A 20,643-nucleotide genomic window follows, 5' to 3' on the forward strand; every position below is an offset into this window, starting at 1 on the left:
TCGTTGTGATCGACACCGAAGACCGGACGCCCCGCGTTGGCGATATCTATGTCATCGAGTGGATCGGCGGCCGGCGCAATGTCTGCCAAGCCCGCCACAGTGCATGGCAAAAGGCCGGTGAAGAACCTCGCTGGCATGTCGGCTCTATGAGGACCACGACACCCGCAGAGTTCCAAGACTGGCTTGCCACTGCCGCTGAAGCAAACCGCAAGGGCATGGTGCCTCAATGGGGCGGCGGCTGGGCTGAAGGCCCCTTCAGTTGCGACTACCTGGAGAGCAAGCTCGTTGGCGCTGTCATCGGCCTCTACATTCCGGGTGGAACCAAGGCATGACGAAAGCTCTTGCCGAAGGCCGCCCGCTTCACCTGATGAAGACCAGCGATTGCCACTTTCCGCTCACGCCTCCCGAACGTCATGAGCCGCATGTGTTTTGCGGCTCCCCTGCCATTGACGGCAAACCATATTGCGCCGCGCACTGCGCGCTTGCCTATCGCCCGAAAGGTAAATCCCAATGAACCGCAGAACCTTCATGAAGGCCGCAGTCATCGCCGCCGCCACGCCGACCGTCACCGCGCTTGCCGATACAGCGGACCATGTGACGCTCTCTCACCTCATCGACCTTCACACGCTTGCCTATGAGGCTGACAGCGCGGAATGGGCAACGCTGTTCGATCTTGACCCATCTGGCCTTCGGCGGGAGCCTACGGCGAAATATCTTGCGCAAGAGCAACGATGCCAGGATGCAAAGACCGTTGTGGAGCGCATGGAGGCGGCAATCTTCGCCTACCAGCTATCAACGTTCGATGACGTACTGACGCTCACGCGATGGGTTCATGACCGTTTGGGCGATTGTCGCGCCTACTTTTATTGCGACGAAAGCGCCGTACACGCGATTTTCACGCAGATTGCCCGTACGGCCTGAAGGTTTGCACCATGAGCCGCGCCCTCCTCAAATACCGCCGCGACCAGGTCGAAGCCAAGATTGAGGAGCTTATCGCGCTCCTTGATCATCTCGACGGCGACGAGAACCTGGAGCCGTATCTCGCAGACACATTTCCCGAGCTTCAAGACAGAGAAGATGACGACGAAAGGGAGCCCGGTAAGTGCGACAGAGCGTCGGCTTATCGATCGACTTCGGATTGGCGTTGAACGCTTCCCGCGAAGTTGTGCATGCGCTCAGGGCACACGAAATGAACAGGGCGCCAAGCACCCGCAAATAAACAGTTGTCAAGAAAGCCCCCAATAATGTCCCCGCGATTACAAAACACGCAGGGCGTTCAGAGTCGAGTCTACTCAACTGAGATTTTTATTAGCGACGAAAAAAGAAACATTGGTCTTTCAGAGCGTCGGCGCCAAGACCTATTGTGCGTGCTGATTTGATGCGTGTCTAAAACTTGGCCTGTGGAAACTAACCCGAAAACCCCCATACCTCGGACTATTGATTGCTGCTTCACGAACGCTGCTCCAACCTCCTCAGCGAGTTCATGAAACCAAAGCGAGGAAATCTTATGGGACAGGCAATGGTGCGCACTTCACGAAAGGAAAATCAGGTCCGGCAGGATCAACAGCGGCTGACGGCCGAGTTTCAATTTCGAACCCAGACGGGCGCTGATGCATCCGACAAGGTGCTGCAACTCGCAGAGGCCATCGCTGCCGGCGTGCAAAAGCAAATGGACTACGAAAAGGCCTCGTTCGAGCTCCCAAAAGACAGATTCGCACACAAGGGCAGGCTGGAAGACGCAAGGATGCACGAGTATGACCGTGAACTTGCAACAAGGCAGTTGCTCTCTTTCGAGCCTGCAAAATCGATCACGGGCGCGGCTATCCAAATGGAAGAGAGCTTGTCAGCGTTGGATTTGATATGGGATCAAGTTCCGCGCGAGGCGATTGGCTTTGAAACGAGACAGGATTACAGGCGCCTCACTAGGTTGCTTTTCTCTGTTCGTGACTTCTTGCTTGCTCAGACGGATTTGGTCCCCGAGCATTTCAAGCGAATGCCGGGTAACCCATGGCTGCCATTGGACGTGGCCGCACAAAACTATCAAGAGACTGAGAGAACGATCGAAGCAGACCGTCTCAATGTTGTAAAAACAAGGTCACTGCAAACTGACGCCAGCCGGCAAGCATGATGGAAACTTGATCAGTTCGCCGTTTTTTTTGGAGTCAGTACCGCCCCGAATTTACGGGAAACAACGGGGAGGGGAAACAAGCCGGAAACCCACGCCCCCGCTTTTTTTCAGTCACCCCATGAGCCAGTAAAATAGTGGGAAATACTGATGAGAGCGTAAAATAGGCTGAAATAGGGGAACGGGGTCCTAGCTACGCTTGCCGTAAGGCAGATGCAGGAATTTTGTCACTCCCTAAAAAAGAACGAATTTTCGGAAGCCGTAAAAAGGGCGGCCGACCCTGATAATACAGAGCGGAAACAGAACATCAAATTTTGTGATGGGCTTATTGAATGGATCGATTTGGTTTATGTAACGCCCGCGACCACGGATGAACTGGCGCAGAGAGAAATAGGCCAGCAGTCAGGCGCTGGCCTTTTCTTTTGCTTCCACGGTCAATGTCGGTTGGCGCCGAAAACCTCACGAAACCCAACATCGGACGAACTCCGTACGATGGTTGCTGGAGGCGTTTTCCCTAAAGGGACGGCTCGCAGTTATATAGGAATATTAAGGTCAAGGCAGCAATTGACATTGAGACGGGACCGGTGATTCTCACAAATGGACCTATTATCGGCCTCCACCTTTGAAATTTAATCAAGCGTAATCAACGCAGCACATACCGTTGCATGCCGTAGCACTGGTAGACAGGCGCAAATCGGACTATATGATTTGAACTATGACCTATGTACCGACCATCCCTGACTGGTTCATGACCCGCAAAGCTGCGCAGGTAACGGCGTTCTTTGCCTTAAAGGCTGGGGGGGCGATAAACATCCTGAAGGCGACCAAGCTGATTTATCTGGCTGATCGACTGAGCATGGAGCGAAAGGACTTTCCTGTCGTGGGCGACGTCTACGTATCAATGCCATTCGGGCCAGTGAACAGCTACACCTATTCTCATATGCAGGGTGTTGCGGCTAACCGCCAAGATGAATGGCTGGAGTTTATATCTCCACGTTACGGCAATACATTGCGCCTTGCTCAGACGCTTTCTCCCGATGAGTTGGATGAACTGAGCCGTGGTGATGTGAAGGTGCTTGAGGACACATGGGAAAAATTTAAGGATATCGACCAGTTCGACCTGGCGCAGTGGACGCATGACTTTTGCCCCGAGTGGAAGAATCCTAACGGATCCTCCATTCCGATCGAGCTGGCGACAATCTTCGATGCCTTGGACAAAGACGATCCCGTTGATAGAGCGAATGAGCTTCAGGCGGAGCGTGCGCTTATTTCTTCATACAGGGCAGCATGACGCCAGTTTACAAGCCGTATGAAAAGGCCTCTTTTCTGGCGCCTGCGAATGAGATCCACCACCTTCATGCGGTGATGAACGACCCATGCGATCAACATCAAGTGATGGTCGTAAATATTACCTCAACCAAGCCCGACAAATACCACGATCCGGCTTGTGTCCTCTATGCAGGCGAACACCCGTTTATTCAACACGAGAGCTATGTTCTGTATCGACGGGCTGACACAGTACGAGCAACCCATGTCGGCAAAATGGTCGATTTGAACTACTATATTGCGCGTGAAGATTGGGACCCTGCCGTATTTGCAAGGATAGTGGCGGGCATCCGTCTGTCGGACGATATTGCTCCGCGTATTGTCCGATATGCGGATGATAACAACATCGTTTGATGCGCCTTTGTCCGAACAATTGAGACCAGTGTTCGCCAGATACGAATAATGCGCGCTGTGGCCATTCCGGACCAGTACGCGCGCGCGAGGCGCGTCTCCCCAAACTTGGGGGCACACCCCACGGCGCTGAATTTTTAGACGCCGTTACGCGACAAGTCAGATCAGCAACCGCATGGAAAAGCTTGTGAAATGGCGAGTTTCCAAAGGGCAGAAAATCGTGAGGTGCAAAAAACAAGCAAACTCAACTTCATAGCAGCTAAACTTGTGGAATTTGCCGCCGCTGTCGAACGGATCAGAGCTGTTTCGCATTTAGGTGCCAGCTTGGTAATTGTACTACCCTTTGACGTCCTTCGCACCATGAAGTAGTGAAGAATTCGCGACGATCAAAATACGGATGAAATTTGGGCGAGGCAAACAGATTTTAAAAAATGGTCCAAATGTCAGATGGGGAAGATGAGCCCAAAACGTCTGGGTTCACGATAGGGTGGTGGAATTCCCATCTAACCCCGCCAAAGGGGAACAAGCTTCCAGACCTCGAAAAGGCTTTGGTGTTAGCAACCATTGAGGCAATGCTCTCAACCATTAACATATTTTTCCTCGGCGAAGTCGACCAAGAAGATATGGACTGGTTAGACAAAAATATCGGAAGATCAAATCTAACATCTCAGTTTTTTCAGAGGCATGACGGTAAGGCAAATTACAATCTTGGCGTTATCTACCGCAACGACCTTGCATTCTTCGATGAACCAATCTTCAAAACCGCGGGCGTTGGAGGTAAGAACTACAAATTAGCGGTCCAAATTGATGCGCTGATCTGCGATGCCCTCGAAGTTCGTTTCTTTCTTTCGCATTGGCCAAGCCGTCTCATGCTTGTTGACGAGGCCCCGAATAGACTTCTCATTGGCCAAAGCCTGCGCCAGGAAGTTGATGAGTCCTTGGGGAGGGGGTGTAATAACATTATCCTCTTGGGCGACTACAACGAAGAGCCGTACAATCAGTCGATGCGTTCATTCTTAAGGGCGACAAGGGACGCTGCGCACGTGTCGAGAAAAAGGGAGCTTCTTTATAACCCTTTCTGGAAGCATATTGCGTGTCCGAATGGATATTCACGTGACGGAGAGCTACCTTCTCCAACAGGGACCTACTTTTATGCCGCTGATGACATTCATAAATGGCTGACATTCGACCAGATGTTGTTTTCGCATGGGTTTGTAGGTGGGAGCGATTGGCACTTGGTGGATAAGAGCGTGACCGTCTACCGCGACCCCACACTTGTCAGCGCGGTTGAAAGCGGTAGATTCAAGGTGGATCATCTTCCAATTATAGCCGCCATCGTGAAGGATTGAGTCGTGGTAGATTTTGCAAGTCGACTAGCTGAAGGACTAACGGCGCATGAAGCGGCGGTTAGAGAAGCCAATGAAATTTCGCAGGTGCTTCGTGAACTAGACGAGCAAGTGCGGCAGGCTACTGGTGAGGCGGTGCGTATAGGTGTCGAGACCTTTAGAATTAAGAAACCGAAACAACACAATTCTATTTTTGCGGTGGTGGTCGCTGATTTCAGTCCCCCTGAATACGAGGAATTCAAAGGGCTTGGAGCAAAGACCTCTGAAAAACCTAACAATCCTGTCCTTCTTGCTAAATGGGATACCAACTCACGCGGATATCCTGTCAGTCTCCATTACTCGGACATAGGAGCAAAAGCGTACGATAAAGCCACGCTTGAAAAAATTCTAGGAGATCTTCTCGCGTCACCCGAAACTGGACGTTCCATTCAGGGCGTCATTGATCAGGCAGCACGAGCGAAAGCTAAGGCAGACGAACAGGCCAAATCTGTTGACCCGTAGAAACTGCCGGACAGCCGCGCCCCGCAGGTTTCTCGTCACGAGTTAACTGGCCGAAGACATACGCCAAGGTATGGCCACGGTACTTTGGTCGTCACGGGAAATTCAGTTCTCGAAATCCGCTGATGTAGAGTGTGGATTCCGGCGCCGGTTCACTCACATTCGACGGCAGCTATTTGGAACCAGTTTCTTGGTGAGCAGCTTGTGTCACTGGTTGGACTCGATACGGAGGCTGCTCCAATTCTCGCAATAACGATCCATCCAAACCGATTCCCCTTGTTTCGAACGAGCGAAGCTCCCCGATCGAGAGTAGGGGAGCGACCTCATACCGCACCCCGAAAGGTGGGCAGAAAGGTGGATTTAAGCTCCGGTATTTTCATTAACTAGTTGTTTTAAAAAGATAATTCTCAGGAAAATGGTGTCCACGAGAGGATTCGAACCTCCGACCCCAGGATTCATACCACTTCGGCTTTAACCGCCGTCCCGCCACGAATGGCAGGGCGTTCGTGGTCTGGACTGTCCCTTCACCATGGACCTTGCGGCCTTTAGGCGCTGCCCTACCAGTCTCTACACCTTCAACAGGCTTTCGCCTGAAGCTTGGCTCGGGATTGGCATGCTGGAAGCCCAGCTAAGCGTTCCCCGAATTTGAGCAGATCGACTACAGCCTTTCGGACTGTAGCCCCCAATTATCAACTAGGAATCCTGTGCTCTATCCTGCTGAGCTACGTGGACACTGAATTGCTCTTTAACCTGACGATGCCTGCGGATCAACCGCGTTCTTCATCGCGGTCGATCTCTTCCCGGCTTTCTTCGCGTCAGTCGGCAATCAGCTCGTCAGCCGCTGTTCAGCCAGCTTCACCCAGTAGGAAATGCCGTAGGCGATGGCCTCGTCGTTGAAATCGTAGCCGGGATTATGAAGCCCGGCCGAATCGCCATTGCCGAGGAAGATGAAGGCGCCCGGCCTTTCCTTCAGCATGAAGGAAAAATCCTCTCCCGCCATGGAAGGGTCGACATCGGGGTCGACATTCGGTTCGCCCACCACATCGCGCGCCACACGGATGGCGTGGTCGGTCTCGTCTGAATGGTTGAAGGTCACCGGGCAATAACGCTCATAGACGACTTCCGCTTCCGCGCCGTTGGCAAGGGCAATACCTTCCGCCATCTGCTTGATACGGACCTGCGCAAGGTCGCGCACCGTTTCGTCCAGGCTGCGCACCGTGCCGGCGATCAATGCCTCGTTGGGGATGATGTTATGGCTGGAGCCGGCGTGAAAGCGGGTGACGGAGACGACCACGGATCGGATTGGATCGGCATTGCGCGAGGCGATCATCTGCAGATTGCCGACGATCTGTGCGCCGATGGTGATGGGATCGATGGTGCGGTGTGGCTGTGCCGCATGGCCGCCCCGGCCTTTGACGGTGATGGAGAACTTGTCCGGTGCCGCCATGATGCCGCCCTTGCGGATGGCGAAGGCGCCGAGCGGTATTCCCGGCATATTGTGCATGCCATAGACCTCGTTAATGCCGAAACGCTCCATCAGGCCGTCCTCGACCATGGCGAGTGCACCAGCGCCACCTTCTTCGGCGGGCTGGAAGATGACGGCGATAGAGCCGGCGAAATTGCGGGTCTCGGTGAGATATTTGGCCGCGCCGAGCAGCATGGCGGTGTGGCCGTCATGGCCGCAGGCATGCATCGCGCCCGCTGTTTTCGATGCCCAGGGCTTGCCGGTTTCCTCGAGAATGGGCAAGGCGTCCATATCCGCGCGAAAGCCGATGGTGCGTCCACCGGCAAGATTGCCCCTGATGATGCCGACCACACCCGTGCGGCCAAGACCGGTCACGATTTCGTCAACGCCAAAAGATTTCAGCTTGTCCGCAACGAAGGCTGCGGTGTTGTCGACATCATACAAAATCTCGGGATTTTCGTGCAGGTGACGCCGCCATTCGCTGACTTCCTGTTGAAGTTCGGCGGCTCTGTTCAAAATCGGCATTCGTTCATTCCTGGGTTCATCGGTGCGGCGTGTGGTAAAAGCCATCCTCCGTGGTGGATAGTGCGCCGCATAATTGACGTAATCAATGTACTTTGCCATTGCTAGGACATATATGGTGAATATTGCCATTCCCCGACCGAAGACGGGAATTCGAGGACAAGCCTTGCCACAGACAGTTAAATCGCCAAACGCCGCCCGGCGGCTCTCCGCAGCCGTTGCCATCATGACCGCAGGCCTCGTTGCCGTGGCGCCTGTGGCCAATGCCAATCCGAAAATGGTGGTGGATGTCAAAACCGGCAAGGTGATTTCCCATCAGGAAGCCTTCCGCAAGTGGTATCCGGCGTCGCTCACCAAGCTGATGACTGCCTATATCGCCTTTTCGCAGATGAAGGCCGGCAAGCTCAGCCCGCAGACGGAAGTGGTGATGAGCAAGAAGGCCGCCGACCAGCCGGCCTCTAAAATGTATTTCAAGCCCGGCCAGAAGCTGACGATGGACAGCGCGCTGAAGCTGCTGCTGATCAAATCCGCCAATGATATAGCCGTGGCGATTGCCGAGACCATCGGTGGTACCAGCGACAATTTCGTGGCGCAGATGAATGCGCAGGCGCAGCGGTTGGGCATGAGCTCCACCCGCTATGTGAACGCCAACGGCCTGCCCGGCAAGGGGCAATATACGACCGCGCGTGATCTGGCGCTGCTGGCGCTGATCATCAAGCGCGAGTTTCCGGAATATGCCCATTATTTCTCGCTGGAAGGCGTCAGCACCGGCAAGAAGAACTATGCCAATTTCAACATGCTGGTCGGCCGCTTCGATGGCGCTGACGGCATGAAGACGGGCTTCATCTGTGCCTCCGGCTTCAATCAGGTGTCGTCTGCCGTGCGCAATGGCCGCTCCGTCATCACCGTGGTGCTGGGCGCGGACAGCCTTGCCGGACGAACCGACCAGTCTGCCGACCTGCTGCAGATGGGGCTGACGGCGCCTTCCGGTCAGGGTGTTTCGCTCGCTTCGCTGGCGCCTTATGGCGATACCGGCGATGTGAACGATGTCAGCGCCGAAATCTGCAACCCGAAGGCTGCCAAGGTGCGTAGCGAGGGCCGCGATGAAGCCGGCCGTATGGTCATCCATTCGCCCTATGTGACGGAGATGACCCGCCCACCGGAATATTCCTTTGCCGGTCTCATTCCAGGCAGTGAGACGGTGGCTGTCAACACGACCAAGGGGGCTGCCGGCAAGGGCGAGGTGGCCAACGTGCCGATCCCGATCCCACGCCCGACATTCTGATTGCCTTGACCGCTCTTCAATGACGAAGGGCGACCACGCTTGTGGATTGGCTATTCGCAGCTCTGATCTGTTATGATATTACAGTCTCGCCCGCGGCTTCAGGCCTTGGGCGATTTCTGTTTTTATCGCGCGGTTCCGGGTTTCATGTCGTCCAATGACCTGCCTGGGCCGCCATCAACACACAGGCAAGGCATGTCTCGCGATCGCATCCCGGTTTCCATTATCACCGGATTTCTCGGCGCCGGAAAATCGACGCTGCTCAATCGGCTTCTCAAAGATCCCGAGATGAGTGACGCCGCGATCATCATCAATGAATTTGGCGACGTCAGTATCGATCACATGCTGGTCGAAAGCGCAGGCGAGGGTATTATCGAGCTGGCGGAGGGCTGCCTCTGCTGCACGGTGCGCGGTGAGCTGGTGGATACGTTGGCGGAACTGATGGATGGTATCCAGACAGGCAAGCTGAAGCCGGTGAAGCGGGTGGTGATCGAGACGACCGGCCTTGCCGATCCTGCCCCGGTCATGCAATCGATCATGGGCAATCCGGTGATCGCGCAGAATTTCGTGCTCAATGGCATGATTACGGTGGTGGATGCCGTGAACGGCCTCTCCACGCTCGACAATCACGAAGAGGCGGTGAAGCAGGCGGCTGTGGCCGACCGGCTGGTGATGACCAAGCGGGCGCTTGCCGATGCTGCGGCGATTTCCGCGTTGACGGCCCGCCTTCAGGCCCTCAATCCGCGTGCGACAATCGAGGATGGCGACAAAACCGAGTGGAGCGCTGCGGGTCTTCTCGACAACGGCCTTTACGATGCCGGCAGCAAGAATGCCGATGTCGGCCGCTGGCTGGGTGAAGAGGCGAAGCATGATCACGGCCATGAACATGGCCACCACCACCACCATCATGGTGACCACGATGACCACCATCACCACGATGTGAACCGGCACAATGCGTCTATCCGTTCCTTCTCGATCATTCACGATCAGCCGATCAACCCGATGGCGATCGACATGTTCGTGGATCTGCTGCGCTCGGCACATGGTGAAAAGCTCTTGCGCATGAAGGCCATCGTCAAGCTGTCTGATAATCCGGGCAGACCGCTGGTGTTGCATGGGGTGCAGAACATTTTCCACACGCCTCAGCGTCTTTCGGCCTGGCCGGACCCGTCGGACCAGCGCACGCGCATGGTGCTGATTACGAAGGATTTGCCGGAGGCTTTCGTAAAGGACCTGTTCGCGGCCTTCACCGGTACGCCAGGTATCGACCGGCCGGACAGGCAGGCAATGACGGATAATCCGCTGGCGGTTTCCGGGTTGCGGTTTTAGATCGCGTGATGGCGTTGAAATCGGCGGGGGGGGGTTCCCCCCCCCCCCCCCCCGACCTCCCCCCCTTNGGCGTTGAAATCGGCGGGTGGGGTTACCCCCTCTGCCCTGCCGGACATCTCCCCCACAAGGAGGGAGATCGAATCGAGGCGAGGTTTCGGCCATCTCGACATTTGAGAATGAAGTGATGGGGGAGCTTCTTGCAGATCTCCCCCCTTGAGGGGGAGATGTCCGGCAGGACAGAGGGGGTAACCACGACCGACGCCATTGAACGTCGGTTACCCGCCCTTCACAATCCGAAACCGATGCCCCTTATCCACCGCAGTGGTTTCCAGCAAGTTATGCCCGTCCTCATTGCACATATGCGCAATATCGATCACCGCCAGCGGATCGGTCGTCTCGATAGTCAGAATATCGCCCGCTTTCAGTGCCGCGAGTTTCTTGCGGCTTCTCAAAACGGGAAGGGGGCATTTAAGCCCCCTCAGATCGAAAATTATCTCGGCCGTGTCGCTCATTCCTTGGCCCAGAACTTCCAGAACGGCTTCTTCTCGGGCGCTTCCGGTGCAGGTGCTGCGGAATAGGCGAGTGGGTTCAGGGCCGGAACCGGTATGCTCTGGGCAGCGGTTCCATTCTGTCCGGCGGCCGAAGGGGTGGCTGTGGCAACCATTGTCGGGGCCGCCGGTGCCGGGTTCGATTGCGGAGCGGCGGGCTGTGCTGCCGAAGGGCGCGGGCCGCGCAGGGAAGAGGCGGTTGCAGTTGTGGCCGGTGAAGACGACGTCACCTGCTGCGCCTTTTTCTCCATCAGCGCTGCATATTCCGTTTCCTTCATCAGCTTGCCGGCCTTCAGCGCCGAACCGGTCGGCGCATAGGCGGGTTCGCGGCCCTTGCGCTTTTCGGCGACCAGCGCCTTGCGCTCGGCTTCGCTCGGGTCGTACCAGGCCATGCCGTCATATTTTTTCATCGCCTTTTCATAGGCGAGATCATAGGTTTTTTCGTAGCTCGAAAGTGCGCTGACGAGCGCCGGCGGTGTGCTCATGGCCGGGCACTGCGCGGAGCCGTTGAAGGTGCCGCCTTCCGTCTGCTGGTTGAAGACATATTTCTTCTCGCAGACGTTTACGTCCGGCGGGCGCTTGGTCACTTCGAAATTGTCGTAACCGACCTTCAGCATCTTCCAGAATTCAAGATGTTCGCTCTGGCGATGGCGGGCCATGTTTTCCGCCGTCATTCGGAACGGGAAGGCCTGCAGCTGCACGGTCTTCTGGCCGCCCTTGAAGGCGTCACGGGCGAAACCGTAAATCTCAAGAATCTGCGCATCCGTCATCGAATAACAGCCGGACGACGAGCAGGCGCCATGGATCATCAGATTGGTGCCGTTGCGGCCATTGGCGGCATCGTAACGGTTCGGGAAGCCGGTATTGATGGCAAGGTAATATTTCGAGTTTGGATTAAGGTGCGCGGGCGTCAGGTTGTAGAAACCTTCCGGCGCCTGCCGGTCGCCTTCCTTCACCTTCGGGCCGAGTTTGCCGGACCAGGCGCAAATTTCGTAGCCGGCGATCTTCTCGAAACGGTTGTCGCGTCTGGCCTTCCAGATTTCCAGCGCGCCTTCTTCCTTGAAGATGCGGATCATGATCGGCGAGGTGCGATCCATGCCCCGCTTGTCGATCTCGGCCAGAATGGACGGAGACAGCGGGTAATCAACCTTGTTCTTGACGTGGGAAACGTCGCGTTCGACGGTTTCGAGCGTATCGTTACAGCCGGCGAGAACGAGCGCGGTGCAGGCAAGAAGTGCAAAATGTGTCAAACGCATGATCTGATCCGAAAGACGATGGCACGAAGCGGCGGCAGTTCTACACCGTCCCGTGTGTATTTTAAATACGGTATTAACCGTTTACATCTTCTTAACTCAAATCGGATCCGCCCCCGCGGCCGCCGATACATCTTTTGATGTGACCGGACTATGGCCGAGTTGGGGCGATATTCAAGGAAAATAAGGCCGGAGTTAGAGATTCCGGCCGATATCCAGGAACTTCTGGCGGCGTTCGGCGCGAAGCTGCGTGCCCGAACGCTGCGAAAGATCGGCCAGCGCCTTGGCGATCACATCGCCGGTGGCGTTGATGACGGTTTCCGGGTCGCGATGCGCGCCGCCGATCGGTTCGGCAATGATACCGTCGATGACGCCGAGCGACTTCAGGTCTTCGGACGTGATCTTCATGTTGGTTGCGGCTTCCTTGGCGCGGGTCGAATCGCGCCAGAGAATGGAGGCCGCACCTTCCGGCGAGATCACCGAATAGATCGAATGTTCAAGCATATAGACGCGGTTGCCGGTGGCGATGGCGATCGCGCCGCCTGAACCGCCTTCGCCGATGACGACGGATACGATCGGCACCTTGACGTTAAGGCACATTTCCGTCGAGCGGGCGATGGCTTCGGCCTGGCCGCGTTCTTCGGCGCCAACGCCGGGATAGGCGCCAGCGGTATCGATGAGGGTGACGACCGGCAGCGAGAAACGGTCAGCCAGTTCCAGCACGCGGATCGCCTTGCGGTAACCTTCCGGACGTGCACTGCCGAAATTATGCTTCAGGCGGCTTTTGGTGTCGTTACCCTTTTCCTGGCCGATGATGGCGACGGGCTGACCGTTGAAGCGGGCAAGGCCCGCCTGAATGGCGGCGTCTTCGGAAAATTTGCGGTCGCCGGCAAGCGGCGTGAAATCGGTGAACAGCGCCTTGGCATAGTCAACGAAATGCGGCCGCTGCGGGTGACGCGCGACCTGCGTTTTCTGCCAGGCATTCAGCTTGGAATAGATATCCTGCATCGCATCATTGACGCGCGATTCCAGGCGGTTGATCTCCTCCGAGGTGTCTATGCTCTCGTCTTCATCGGCAAGCTTCTTCAGCTCGATGATCTTGCCTTCAAGGTCCGAGATAGGTTTTTCGAAGTCGAGATAATTGTGCATGAGATCCGTTTCCGATCGTTTTGCGCAAGGTTTGACCGGATTATCCGGCGGTTCCGGTCGCTCTAATCAAGGTTTTTGCCCTGTTTGGCAAGGGGGTGATGTGTTTGTACCAGTTCTTGCAAGCGTTCTTCCAGCACATGCGTATAGATTTGTGTCGTGGAAATGTCGGAATGGCCGAGCAGTTCCTGTACGGCGCGCAGGTCCGCGCCGTTCTGCAGGAGGTGGCTGGCAAAGGCATGACGCAGGACGTGCGGTGACACCGCCGAAGGGGTGAGGCCGGCGCGAATGGCGATATCTTTGAGGTCGCGGGCGAAGACTTGCCGTGGCAGATGACCTTCCTTGCTGCTCGAAGGAAACAGCCACGGGCTTTCCGATGTGTCGGCTTTTTTCCCCGCCTTGGCTTTCTCCGGCGCGAGCGCCTTTCTGGCGGCGTCGTATTTTTCCATGGCCTCGATGGCGGCGCGTGACAGAAGCACCATGCGGTCCTTGTTACCCTTGCCCCGGATCATCAGGAAGCGGCCTTCCTGCCGCAGCACCTTGACCGGCAAGGAGACGAGCTCGCTGACGCGCATGCCGGTGGCATAAAGCAGTTCAAGCAGCAGATGCATGCGGATGCGGGCAAGCTGGCCGGGACCGACGGTGGCTGCTTCCTCTGCTGCGATGCGGAGAAGTCCCGTCACATCGGCAACACTCATGGTCTTCGGCAGGCTGAGACCCTTTTTGGGGGCGTCAATGATGCCGGTCGGATCGTCGCCGCGCAGCCCCTCCGAATAGAGGAAGCGATAGAACTGCCGCATCGAGGACAAGCGTCGAGCCTGCGAGGTGGCGGCAAAGCCTTGCGTGGAAAGATGAGTGAGATAGGCGGACAGGTCTGGCGTGGCGGCCTCGGTCAAAGACTGACCTCGGCCGGCCAGAAATTCGCGCAGATCCGAAAGGTCGTGTTCGTAAGAGGAAAGCGTGTTGGCGGCAGCACCTCTTTCGGCGCTCATCATCTCCAGAAAACTTTCGAGCCGTGCGCCGTCACGCCCTGCCGCTAGTCCGCTCATGGAGTGCGCCTTGCCGGTTCTGCCGCCGGTGGGTTCAGACGTTCGGACGGAATGCGCACCGTCACCTCGCGGTCGCGCGGTTTGACGACCATGACAAGCAGCACCATGCCGCCATAGATCAGCCCCGCGATGGTCGCCAGTATCATCGTGAAGCGGAAGAGGGTGGGCATGGCGGCTCCGTGAAGGTGGCGGTCGAACTTATATGCGGTGCGGCGAAAGCGGCGGCAAGATCAAAAAGCCGGCTTTCGCCCCGTGCCGCATGCGGCGATGATTGTGATTCAACGCCATTCAGTCAGCAATTTGGCTTGACGCTTCGTAAACATTTGCAGATATCCATGCCAAACGGGCTTTCAAATTTATGAATGAAACGAATTTATCCGTCCCGGCCACACTCGGGGAACAAGCGCGGGCAAAGCTCGGACGGCGCAACATCGTCTTTGTCGGGCTGATGGGGGCTGGAAAGTCCGCGATAGGCCGAATGGTTGCCCAGCAGCTTAAAGTCCAATTCATCGATACGGATGTGGAAATCGAGCGTGTCTCGCGCATGACGATATCAGAGCTTTTCGCCACCTATGGTGAGGAAGAGTTCCGGGCGCTGGAAACACGGGTCATCAAGCGGCTTTTGCGCGGCGGTCCCAAGGTTATCTCCACCGGTGGTGGAGCCTTCATCAACGACAATACCAGACGTCACATCACGCGGGGCAGCATCTCGCTGTGGCTTAAAGCCGATCTCGAGGTTTTGTGGGAAAGGGTCAACAAGCGCGATCATCGTCCGCTTCTCAAGACCGAAAATCCCAAGGCCACATTGGCGGCGCTGATGGAGAAACGTTACCCGATCTATGCCGGAGCTGATCTCACCATCGAATCCCGTGATGTCCGCAAGGAAATCATCGTGACTGAAGTGCTGGCCGCCATCGCCGGCATCGAACAGAAAGACTGACCATCATGACGCCTTCCGAAATCCACGCCGACGAACGCCTTGTCCATGTGCCGCTCGGCGAGCGCGCCTATGATATTCTGATCGGGCCGGGACTGATCGGCAGGGCGGGCGGTGAGATTTCGGCGCGGCTGAAGGGCAGGAGAGCGGCGATCATCACCGATGAGCATGTGGCGCCGCTTTACCTCGAAGGCCTGATGGATGGCCTGCAGACGGACGGTATCGAGGCGGTGTCGCTGACCCTGCCGGCTGGTGAAAAAACCAAGAGCTTCGAACATCTGGTCACCGTCTGCGATGCGGTTCTCTCCGCACGTGTGGAACGCAACGATGCGGTTATCGCACTCGGTGGCGGCGTGATCGGTGATCTCGCGGGTTTTGCCGCCGGCATCGTGCGCCGTGGCGTGCGTTTTGTGCAGATACCGACCTCGCTTCTGGCGCAGGTCGATTCCTCGGTGGGGGGCAAGACCGGCATCAATAGCCGTCATGGCAAGAACCTTGTCGGTGTTTTCCACCAGCCGGATCTGGTGCTGGCGGACACGGCTGTGCTCGATACGCTGAGCCCGCGCGAATTCCGCGCCGGTTATGCCGAAGTGGTGAAATACGGCCTGATCGACAAGCCGGATTTCTTCTTCTGGCTCGAAAAGAACTGGGATGAAATTCGCACCGGCGGCCCCGCCCGCATCCAGGCGATTGCGACCAGCTGCCAGGCGAAAGCCGATGTTGTTGTGGCCGACGAGAAGGAAAACGGCGTGCGCGCGCTCCTCAATCTCGGCCATACATTCGGCCACGCGCTGGAGGCGGCGACCAATTACGACAGCAAGCGGCTGGTGCACGGTGAAGGTGTGGCGATCGGCATGGTGCTGGCGCACCAGTTCTCAGCCCGTCTCAACCTCGCAAGCCCTGACGATGCGGCCCGTGTCGAGGCGCACCTGAAGGCGGTTGGACTGCCCACAACGATGAATGACATTCCCGGTGAGTTGCCGCCGGTCGAGACGCTGATGACGGCGATCGCGCAGGACAAGAAGGTCAAGGGCGGCAAGCTCACCTTCATCCTCACCCACGGCATCGGCCAGTCTTTCGTGGCTGATGATGTGGCGTCGTCGGAGGTGCAATCCTTCCTGTCGGAGAAGCATCCGGGTTACGTGATTTATGGTGAGAAACGGTGAGGGTACCCCCTCATCGCCTCGCTTCGCTACGGCACTTCTCCCCGGCGGGGAGAAGAACAAGCCGCAATGGCAATGCCATGCGGCCTAGCTTTGAGCAAAGCGCTGCCGCCTGGTTTCTTCTCCCCGAGGGGGAGAAGGTGGCCCGAAGGGCCGGATGAGGGGGCTTGCTCTCGGCCCGGATGACAGCGTTAATCTAAAACCGCACCGCTTCCCCCGGTGCCGCCACCTCGATCGCGAGCGCATGCAGCCCCGCGTCGAGTTCCGGCTTCAAAACAGCATTGATCGCCCGGTGGCGTTCGACGCGAGACTTGCCGGAGAAGCTTTCCGACACTATCTGAACACGCATATGTGTCTCGCCCGTACCGGTTATATCCGGCTGGTGGCCCGCATGCATCTGGCTTTCATCGACGACTTTCAGGCGCTCTGGTGAAAAGCTCTCACGGAGCTTCGTTTCTATACGTTCTCGCAGGGACATGCGAAGGGCTCCATTCCTGTTGGCTGGTCTTGAAGGGGGTTACCTAAAAGCCAGCAACATTCCGCTTTGTCAATTCTTGTTGTGCGGCTTTTCGCACTCCATAATCAGGGCATCATGAAACTGGATTCGAAATATTTCGACCGCATCCGCACGCGCCGGAAAAGGGAGCGGGAACCTGAGGTTCAGGCTCCTACCTGCCAGTGGGACGGATGCGATAAACCGGGCGTTCACCGCGCACCTGTCGGCCGCAATGCCGAGGGGCAATTCTTCCTGTTCTGTTTTGAGCATGTGAAGGAATACAACAAGGGCTATAACTACTTCTCCGGCCTGTCGGACGGCGAAATCGCCCGTTACCAGAAGGAGGCGATCACCGGTCATCGTCCGACCTGGACGGTGGGCGTCAACAAGACGGCGCGCGACAGCCCTTTGCATTCGACACTTCGATCCGGCGCCGCGAGCGGCAATGCCCGCATTCGCGATCCCTTCGGCTTCGCCGGCGGTTTTGCGGGCGGCGCAAAGGCCGGTGGACAGCGCATGCAGCAGGACCGCAAGCTGAAGACGCTGGAGGCAAAAGCCTTCGATACGCTGGGTCTTTCTGCCAATGCGAAGCAGGAAGAGATAAAAAGGCGCTATAAGGAGCTTGTCAAAAAGCACCATCCTGATGCTAATGGTGGCGATCGTGGTTCGGAAGAACGTTTTCGGGCTGTTGTTCAAGCATATCAATTGTTAAAGCAGTCAGGTTTCTGCTAAGCCAACTTACGTGTTTACCGCCTGATTGATGATGTGGCCGGGTGGCTGCCGCCCGCCTTGGAGACGTGATGAGCAAAATCGACCTTGATATTTCCAACCTGCCCGACACGACGGTGTCCGTGCGGGAGGTTTTCGGCATTGATACGGATCTGCGGGTTCCCGCCTATTCCCAGGGCGACGCCTATGTGCCTGACCTCGATCCCGACTATCTTTTCGACCGCGACACGACGCTTGCGATCCTTGCCGGTTTTGCTCACAACCGACGTGTCATGGTTTCCGGTTTCCACGGCACCGGCAAGTCCACCCATATCGAGCAGGTGGCTGCCCGCCTGAACTGGCCCTGCGTGCGCGTCAACCTCGACAGCCATGTCAGCCGTATCGATCTCGTCGGCAAGGACGCCATCGTCCTGAAGGACGGCAAGCAGGTTACCGAATTCAAGGACGGCATTCTCCCCTGGGCCTATCAGCACAATGTCGCGCTGGTCTTCGACGAATATGATGCCGGCCGCCCGGACGTGATGTTCGTTATCCAGCGCGTGCTGGAATCCTCCGGCCGCCTGACCCTGCTCGACCAGAGCCGTGTCATCCGTCCTCACCCGGCTTTCCGCATTTTCGCAACGGCCAACACGGTTGGCCTCGGTGATACGACCGGCCTCTACCACGGCACCCAGCAGATCAATCAGGCGCAGATGGACCGCTGGTCCATCGTCACCACGCTGAACTACCTGCCGCACGAGCAGGAAGTGAACATCATCGCCGCCAAGGTGAAGAGCCTCGACAATCCGAAGGGCCGCGAAACCGTCTCCAAGATGGTGCGCGTGGCAGACCTTACCCGTTCGGCCTTCGTCAATGGTGACCTTTCCACGGTCATGAGCCCGCGTACCGTCATCACCTGGGCGGAAAATGCGGAAATTTTCGGCGATCTCGCCTTTGCCTTCCGCGTGACCTTCCTCAACAAGTGCGACGAGCTTGAGCGTACCCTGGTAGCCGAGCAGTATCAGCGCGCTTTCGGCGTTGAGCTCAAAGAAAGCGCCGCGAACATCGTTCTCAGCGCCTGATCGTCCCCGGTTTTCCGGAGAAGATCACCGATGACTTGAAGACGCCGGCGGCTGCGCATCCTCTGATGGGTGGGCCGCAGGCGTCGGCAACTGACAGGAAAGACTATGGCAGGGCGCGGCGACAATTCCAGAGCGAAACCGGGTACGGCGGTTGATACGGAGCCGTTGCGTCAGGCGATTGCCGGGTGCGTGCGATCCGTTGCCGGTGACGCCGAGGTTGAGGTCGTCTTCGCCAATGAGCGGCCAGGCCTTGCCGGTGAGCGCATGCGCCTGCCGGAAATCTCCAAGAAACCCACGGCGCAGGAGATCGCCATCACGCGTGGTCTCGGTGATTCCATGGCGCTGCGTCTCGCCTGCCATGATGCGGATACCCATGCGGCGATGTCACCGCAGGGCGCCGAAGCGCAGTTGGTTTTTGATGCCGTCGAACAGGCGCGGGTGGAATCCATCGGCGCGCTGCGCATGCCGGGCATGGCCTCCAATATCAAGGCCATGAATACGGAAAAATACGCCAAGGCCAATTTTTCCGGCATCAACAATAAGGATGATGCACCGCTAGCCGAGGCTGTGGCACTTCTGGTGCGCGAGAAACTGACCGGCGAAAAGCCGCCGGCGAGCGCCGGCAAGGTTCTCGATCTCTGGCGCGACTTCATCGAAGACAAGGCCGCAGGCGACCTCAACGATCTTTCCCGCGTCATTACCGACCAGAAGGCGTTTTCGCGGCTGGTGCGCAAGATGTTGACCTCCATGCAGATGGCGGAAGATTTCGGCGACGAGGATAACGAGCCGGAAAGCCAGGAAGCGGAATCCAACGAGGATCAGCCGCGCACCAACGAGACCGAGGAAGAGCAGGTCGAGGAAGAGGCCGGCTCCGATGCGACGCCCGCCGATGAAAACGAGGCCTCGCAGGAGGAAATGGAAGAAGGCGAGATGGACGGTGCCGAGATGTCGGACGAAGAAATGTCCGACGATCTCGACGAGGATTCCGAAACGCCCGGCGAGACCCGCCGCCCCAACAGCCCTTTCGATGATTTCAACGAGAAGGTCGACTACCGCATCTTTACCGAGGAATTCGACGAGGAAATCCGCGCCGAGGAACTGTGTGACGAGGCCGAGCTTGACCGGCTGCGCGCTTTTCTCGACAAGCAGCTCGCCCATCTTCAGGGTGCGGTGGGACGGCTGGCGAACCGGCTGCAGCGCCGCCTGATGGCGCAGCAGAACCGTTCCTGGGATTTCGATCTGGAAGAGGGTTATCTCGATCCGGCCCGTCTGGTCAGGCTCATCATCGATCCCATGCAGCCGCTCTCCTTCAAGAAGGAACGCGACACCAAATTCCGCGATACCGTCGTTTCGCTCGTCATCGACAATTCCGGCTCTATGCGCGGTCGTCCGATCACGGTTGCAGCCACCTGCGCCGACATTCTGGCACGTACGCTGGAGCGCTCGGGCGTCAAGGTCGAAATTCTGGGCTTCACCACCAAGGCGTGGAAAGGTGGGCAGTCGCGCGAACAGTGGCTGGCCAATGGCAAGCCCGCTTCGCCGGGTCGCCTCAATGATCTGCGCCACATCGTCTACAAGTCCGCGGATGCCCCGTGGCGGCGCGCACGGCGCAATCTCGGCCTGATGATGCGTGAAGGCCTTCTGAAGGAAAATATCGACGGTGAAGCGCTGATGTGGGCGCATAACCGCCTGATCGGCCGCCCCGAGCAGCGCAAGATCATGATGATGATCTCCGACGGTGCGCCAGTGGATGATTCGACCCTGTCGGTCAATCCGGGCAACTATCTGGAGCGACACCTGCGTGCGGTCATCGAGCAGATCGAAACGCGCTCGCCGGTGGAACTGCTGGCAATCGGCATCGGCCATGACGTGACCCGTTATTACCGCCGTGCCGTGACCATCGTGGATGCGGATGAGCTTGCAGGCGCGATGACCGAGCAGCTCGCAGCGCTCTTCGAGGATACGAGCAGCGCCTCCGGTTCGTCCCGCAGGGTTCGCCGTGCGGGATAAGCGGGGC

Annotated in this window: 23 protein-coding genes; 16 read left to right on the forward strand and 7 right to left on the reverse strand. The window is 57.4% G+C overall.

Features of this window, described 5'->3' with window-relative positions; translation table 11 throughout:
• Nucleotides 1–5 precede the first annotated feature (5 nt).
• The 9 genes from AKG12_RS15610 to AKG12_RS15645 all read left to right on the forward strand — a co-directional run bounded on the left by AKG12_RS15610 (nt 6) and on the right by AKG12_RS15645 (nt 5,649).
• A complete protein-coding gene (locus AKG12_RS15610) occupies nt 6–332 on the forward strand; it encodes a hypothetical protein (RefSeq protein WP_052819495.1) in 327 nt (108 codons plus the stop codon).
• Nucleotides 329–514: a GcrA family cell cycle regulator gene (locus AKG12_RS29415; RefSeq protein WP_082178875.1), complete on the forward strand. Its 186-nt coding sequence runs from the start codon at nt 329–331 to the stop codon at nt 512–514. The genes AKG12_RS15610 and AKG12_RS29415 overlap by 4 nt, the downstream gene beginning before the upstream one ends.
• Nucleotides 511–921: a hypothetical protein gene (locus AKG12_RS15615; protein WP_052819496.1), complete on the forward strand. Its 411-nt coding sequence runs from the start codon at nt 511–513 to the stop codon at nt 919–921. Before AKG12_RS29415 ends, AKG12_RS15615 begins: the two co-directional genes overlap by 4 nt.
• 11 nt (nt 922–932) lie before the next feature.
• Nucleotides 933–1,148 carry a hypothetical protein gene (locus tag AKG12_RS30275; RefSeq protein WP_052819497.1) on the forward strand — a complete coding sequence of 72 codons (216 nt, stop codon included), beginning with the start codon at nt 933–935 and terminating at the stop codon, nt 1,146–1,148.
• 359 nt (nt 1,149–1,507) lie between these two features.
• The gene (locus tag AKG12_RS15625) at nt 1,508–2,128 is read left to right on the forward strand and encodes a hypothetical protein (RefSeq protein ID WP_052819498.1); all 621 of its coding nucleotides are present in this window, start codon (nt 1,508–1,510) and stop codon (nt 2,126–2,128) included.
• 712 nt (nt 2,129–2,840) lie between these two features.
• Nucleotides 2,841–3,416 (forward strand): Panacea domain-containing protein, encoded by a 576-nt coding sequence (locus AKG12_RS15630; protein WP_052819499.1) that lies wholly within the window; start codon nt 2,841–2,843, stop codon nt 3,414–3,416.
• Nucleotides 3,413–3,805 (forward strand): hypothetical protein, encoded by a 393-nt coding sequence (locus AKG12_RS15635; protein WP_052819500.1) that lies wholly within the window; start codon nt 3,413–3,415, stop codon nt 3,803–3,805. The genes AKG12_RS15630 and AKG12_RS15635 overlap by 4 nt, the downstream gene beginning before the upstream one ends.
• A gap of 437 nt (nt 3,806–4,242) precedes the next feature.
• A complete protein-coding gene (locus AKG12_RS15640; protein ID WP_156316061.1) occupies nt 4,243–5,151 on the forward strand; it encodes an endonuclease/exonuclease/phosphatase family protein in 909 nt (302 codons plus the stop codon).
• Between the two features lie 3 nt (nt 5,152–5,154).
• A complete protein-coding gene (locus AKG12_RS15645; protein WP_156316062.1) occupies nt 5,155–5,649 on the forward strand; it encodes a hypothetical protein in 495 nt (164 codons plus the stop codon).
• An 823-nt stretch (nt 5,650–6,472) separates the two neighbouring features.
• Here the strand turns inward: AKG12_RS15645 and AKG12_RS15650 are convergent.
• On the reverse strand, nt 6,473–7,636 hold the full coding sequence (locus AKG12_RS15650; RefSeq protein ID WP_052819503.1) for a M20 aminoacylase family protein: 1,164 nt from the start codon (nt 7,634–7,636) through the stop codon (nt 6,473–6,475).
• 223 nt (nt 7,637–7,859) lie between these two features.
• On the opposite strand from AKG12_RS15650, the gene AKG12_RS15655 reads away from it, so the two are divergent.
• Complete coding sequence (locus AKG12_RS15655) at nt 7,860–8,918, forward strand: D-alanyl-D-alanine carboxypeptidase family protein (protein ID WP_052819504.1); 1,059 nt, start codon at nt 7,860–7,862, stop codon at nt 8,916–8,918.
• Between the two features lie 192 nt (nt 8,919–9,110).
• Nucleotides 9,111–10,244, forward strand: a complete 1,134-nt coding sequence (locus AKG12_RS15660) for a CobW family GTP-binding protein (RefSeq protein WP_052819505.1) — start codon at nt 9,111–9,113, stop codon at nt 10,242–10,244.
• A gap of 275 nt (nt 10,245–10,519) precedes the next feature.
• Here AKG12_RS15660 and AKG12_RS15665 read toward each other — a convergent pair whose 3' ends face one another.
• The 5 genes from AKG12_RS15665 to AKG12_RS15685 all read right to left on the reverse strand — a co-directional run bounded on the left by AKG12_RS15665 (nt 10,520) and on the right by AKG12_RS15685 (nt 14,410).
• Complete coding sequence (locus AKG12_RS15665; protein WP_046799853.1) at nt 10,520–10,756, reverse strand: sulfurtransferase TusA family protein; 237 nt, start codon at nt 10,754–10,756, stop codon at nt 10,520–10,522.
• Nucleotides 10,753–12,048, reverse strand: a complete 1,296-nt coding sequence (locus AKG12_RS15670; RefSeq protein WP_052819506.1) for a L,D-transpeptidase family protein — start codon at nt 12,046–12,048, stop codon at nt 10,753–10,755. Before AKG12_RS15670 ends, AKG12_RS15665 begins: the two co-directional genes overlap by 4 nt.
• 192 nt (nt 12,049–12,240) lie before the next feature.
• Nucleotides 12,241–13,194, reverse strand: a complete 954-nt coding sequence (locus tag AKG12_RS15675) for an acetyl-CoA carboxylase carboxyltransferase subunit alpha (RefSeq protein ID WP_046799851.1) — start codon at nt 13,192–13,194, stop codon at nt 12,241–12,243.
• Between the two features lie 62 nt (nt 13,195–13,256).
• Entirely contained in the window at nt 13,257–14,240 is a 984-nt protein-coding gene (gene xerD, locus AKG12_RS15680; RefSeq protein ID WP_052819507.1) for a site-specific tyrosine recombinase XerD, read from the reverse strand.
• The gene (locus AKG12_RS15685; protein WP_052819510.1) at nt 14,237–14,410 is read right to left on the reverse strand and encodes a hypothetical protein; all 174 of its coding nucleotides are present in this window, start codon (nt 14,408–14,410) and stop codon (nt 14,237–14,239) included. The genes xerD and AKG12_RS15685 overlap by 4 nt, the downstream gene beginning before the upstream one ends.
• Before the next feature lie 188 nt (nt 14,411–14,598).
• Between AKG12_RS15685 and AKG12_RS15690 the strand changes: the two genes are divergently transcribed.
• Together AKG12_RS15690 and aroB are read left to right on the forward strand one after the other, a co-directional pair.
• The gene (locus tag AKG12_RS15690) at nt 14,599–15,180 is read left to right on the forward strand and encodes a shikimate kinase (protein ID WP_046799848.1); all 582 of its coding nucleotides are present in this window, start codon (nt 14,599–14,601) and stop codon (nt 15,178–15,180) included.
• Between the two features lie 5 nt (nt 15,181–15,185).
• Nucleotides 15,186–16,343, forward strand: a complete 1,158-nt coding sequence (gene aroB / locus AKG12_RS15695) for a 3-dehydroquinate synthase (RefSeq protein WP_052819512.1) — start codon at nt 15,186–15,188, stop codon at nt 16,341–16,343.
• A 193-nt stretch (nt 16,344–16,536) separates the two neighbouring features.
• On the opposite strand, the gene AKG12_RS15700 is transcribed toward aroB, so the two are convergent.
• Nucleotides 16,537–16,818: a BolA family protein gene (locus tag AKG12_RS15700; protein ID WP_052819513.1), complete on the reverse strand. Its 282-nt coding sequence runs from the start codon at nt 16,816–16,818 to the stop codon at nt 16,537–16,539.
• A gap of 114 nt (nt 16,819–16,932) precedes the next feature.
• Between AKG12_RS15700 and AKG12_RS15705 the strand changes: the two genes are divergently transcribed.
• The 3 genes from AKG12_RS15705 (at nt 16,933) to cobT (ending at nt 20,636) form a co-directional block, all read left to right on the forward strand.
• Nucleotides 16,933–17,568 (forward strand): J domain-containing protein, encoded by a 636-nt coding sequence (locus tag AKG12_RS15705; protein ID WP_052819691.1) that lies wholly within the window; start codon nt 16,933–16,935, stop codon nt 17,566–17,568.
• Nucleotides 17,569–17,636: 68 nt separating this feature from the next.
• Complete coding sequence (gene cobS / locus AKG12_RS15710; protein WP_003509875.1) at nt 17,637–18,626, forward strand: cobaltochelatase subunit CobS; 990 nt, start codon at nt 17,637–17,639, stop codon at nt 18,624–18,626.
• 105 nt (nt 18,627–18,731) lie between these two features.
• Nucleotides 18,732–20,636 carry a cobaltochelatase subunit CobT gene (cobT, locus tag AKG12_RS15715; RefSeq protein ID WP_052819516.1) on the forward strand — a complete coding sequence of 635 codons (1,905 nt, stop codon included), beginning with the start codon at nt 18,732–18,734 and terminating at the stop codon, nt 20,634–20,636.
• Nucleotides 20,637–20,643 lie beyond the last annotated feature (7 nt).

It is taken from the genome of Agrobacterium sp. SUL3 (assembly GCF_001263295.1).
Lineage (GTDB): Bacteria > Pseudomonadota > Alphaproteobacteria > Rhizobiales > Rhizobiaceae > Agrobacterium > Agrobacterium tomkonis.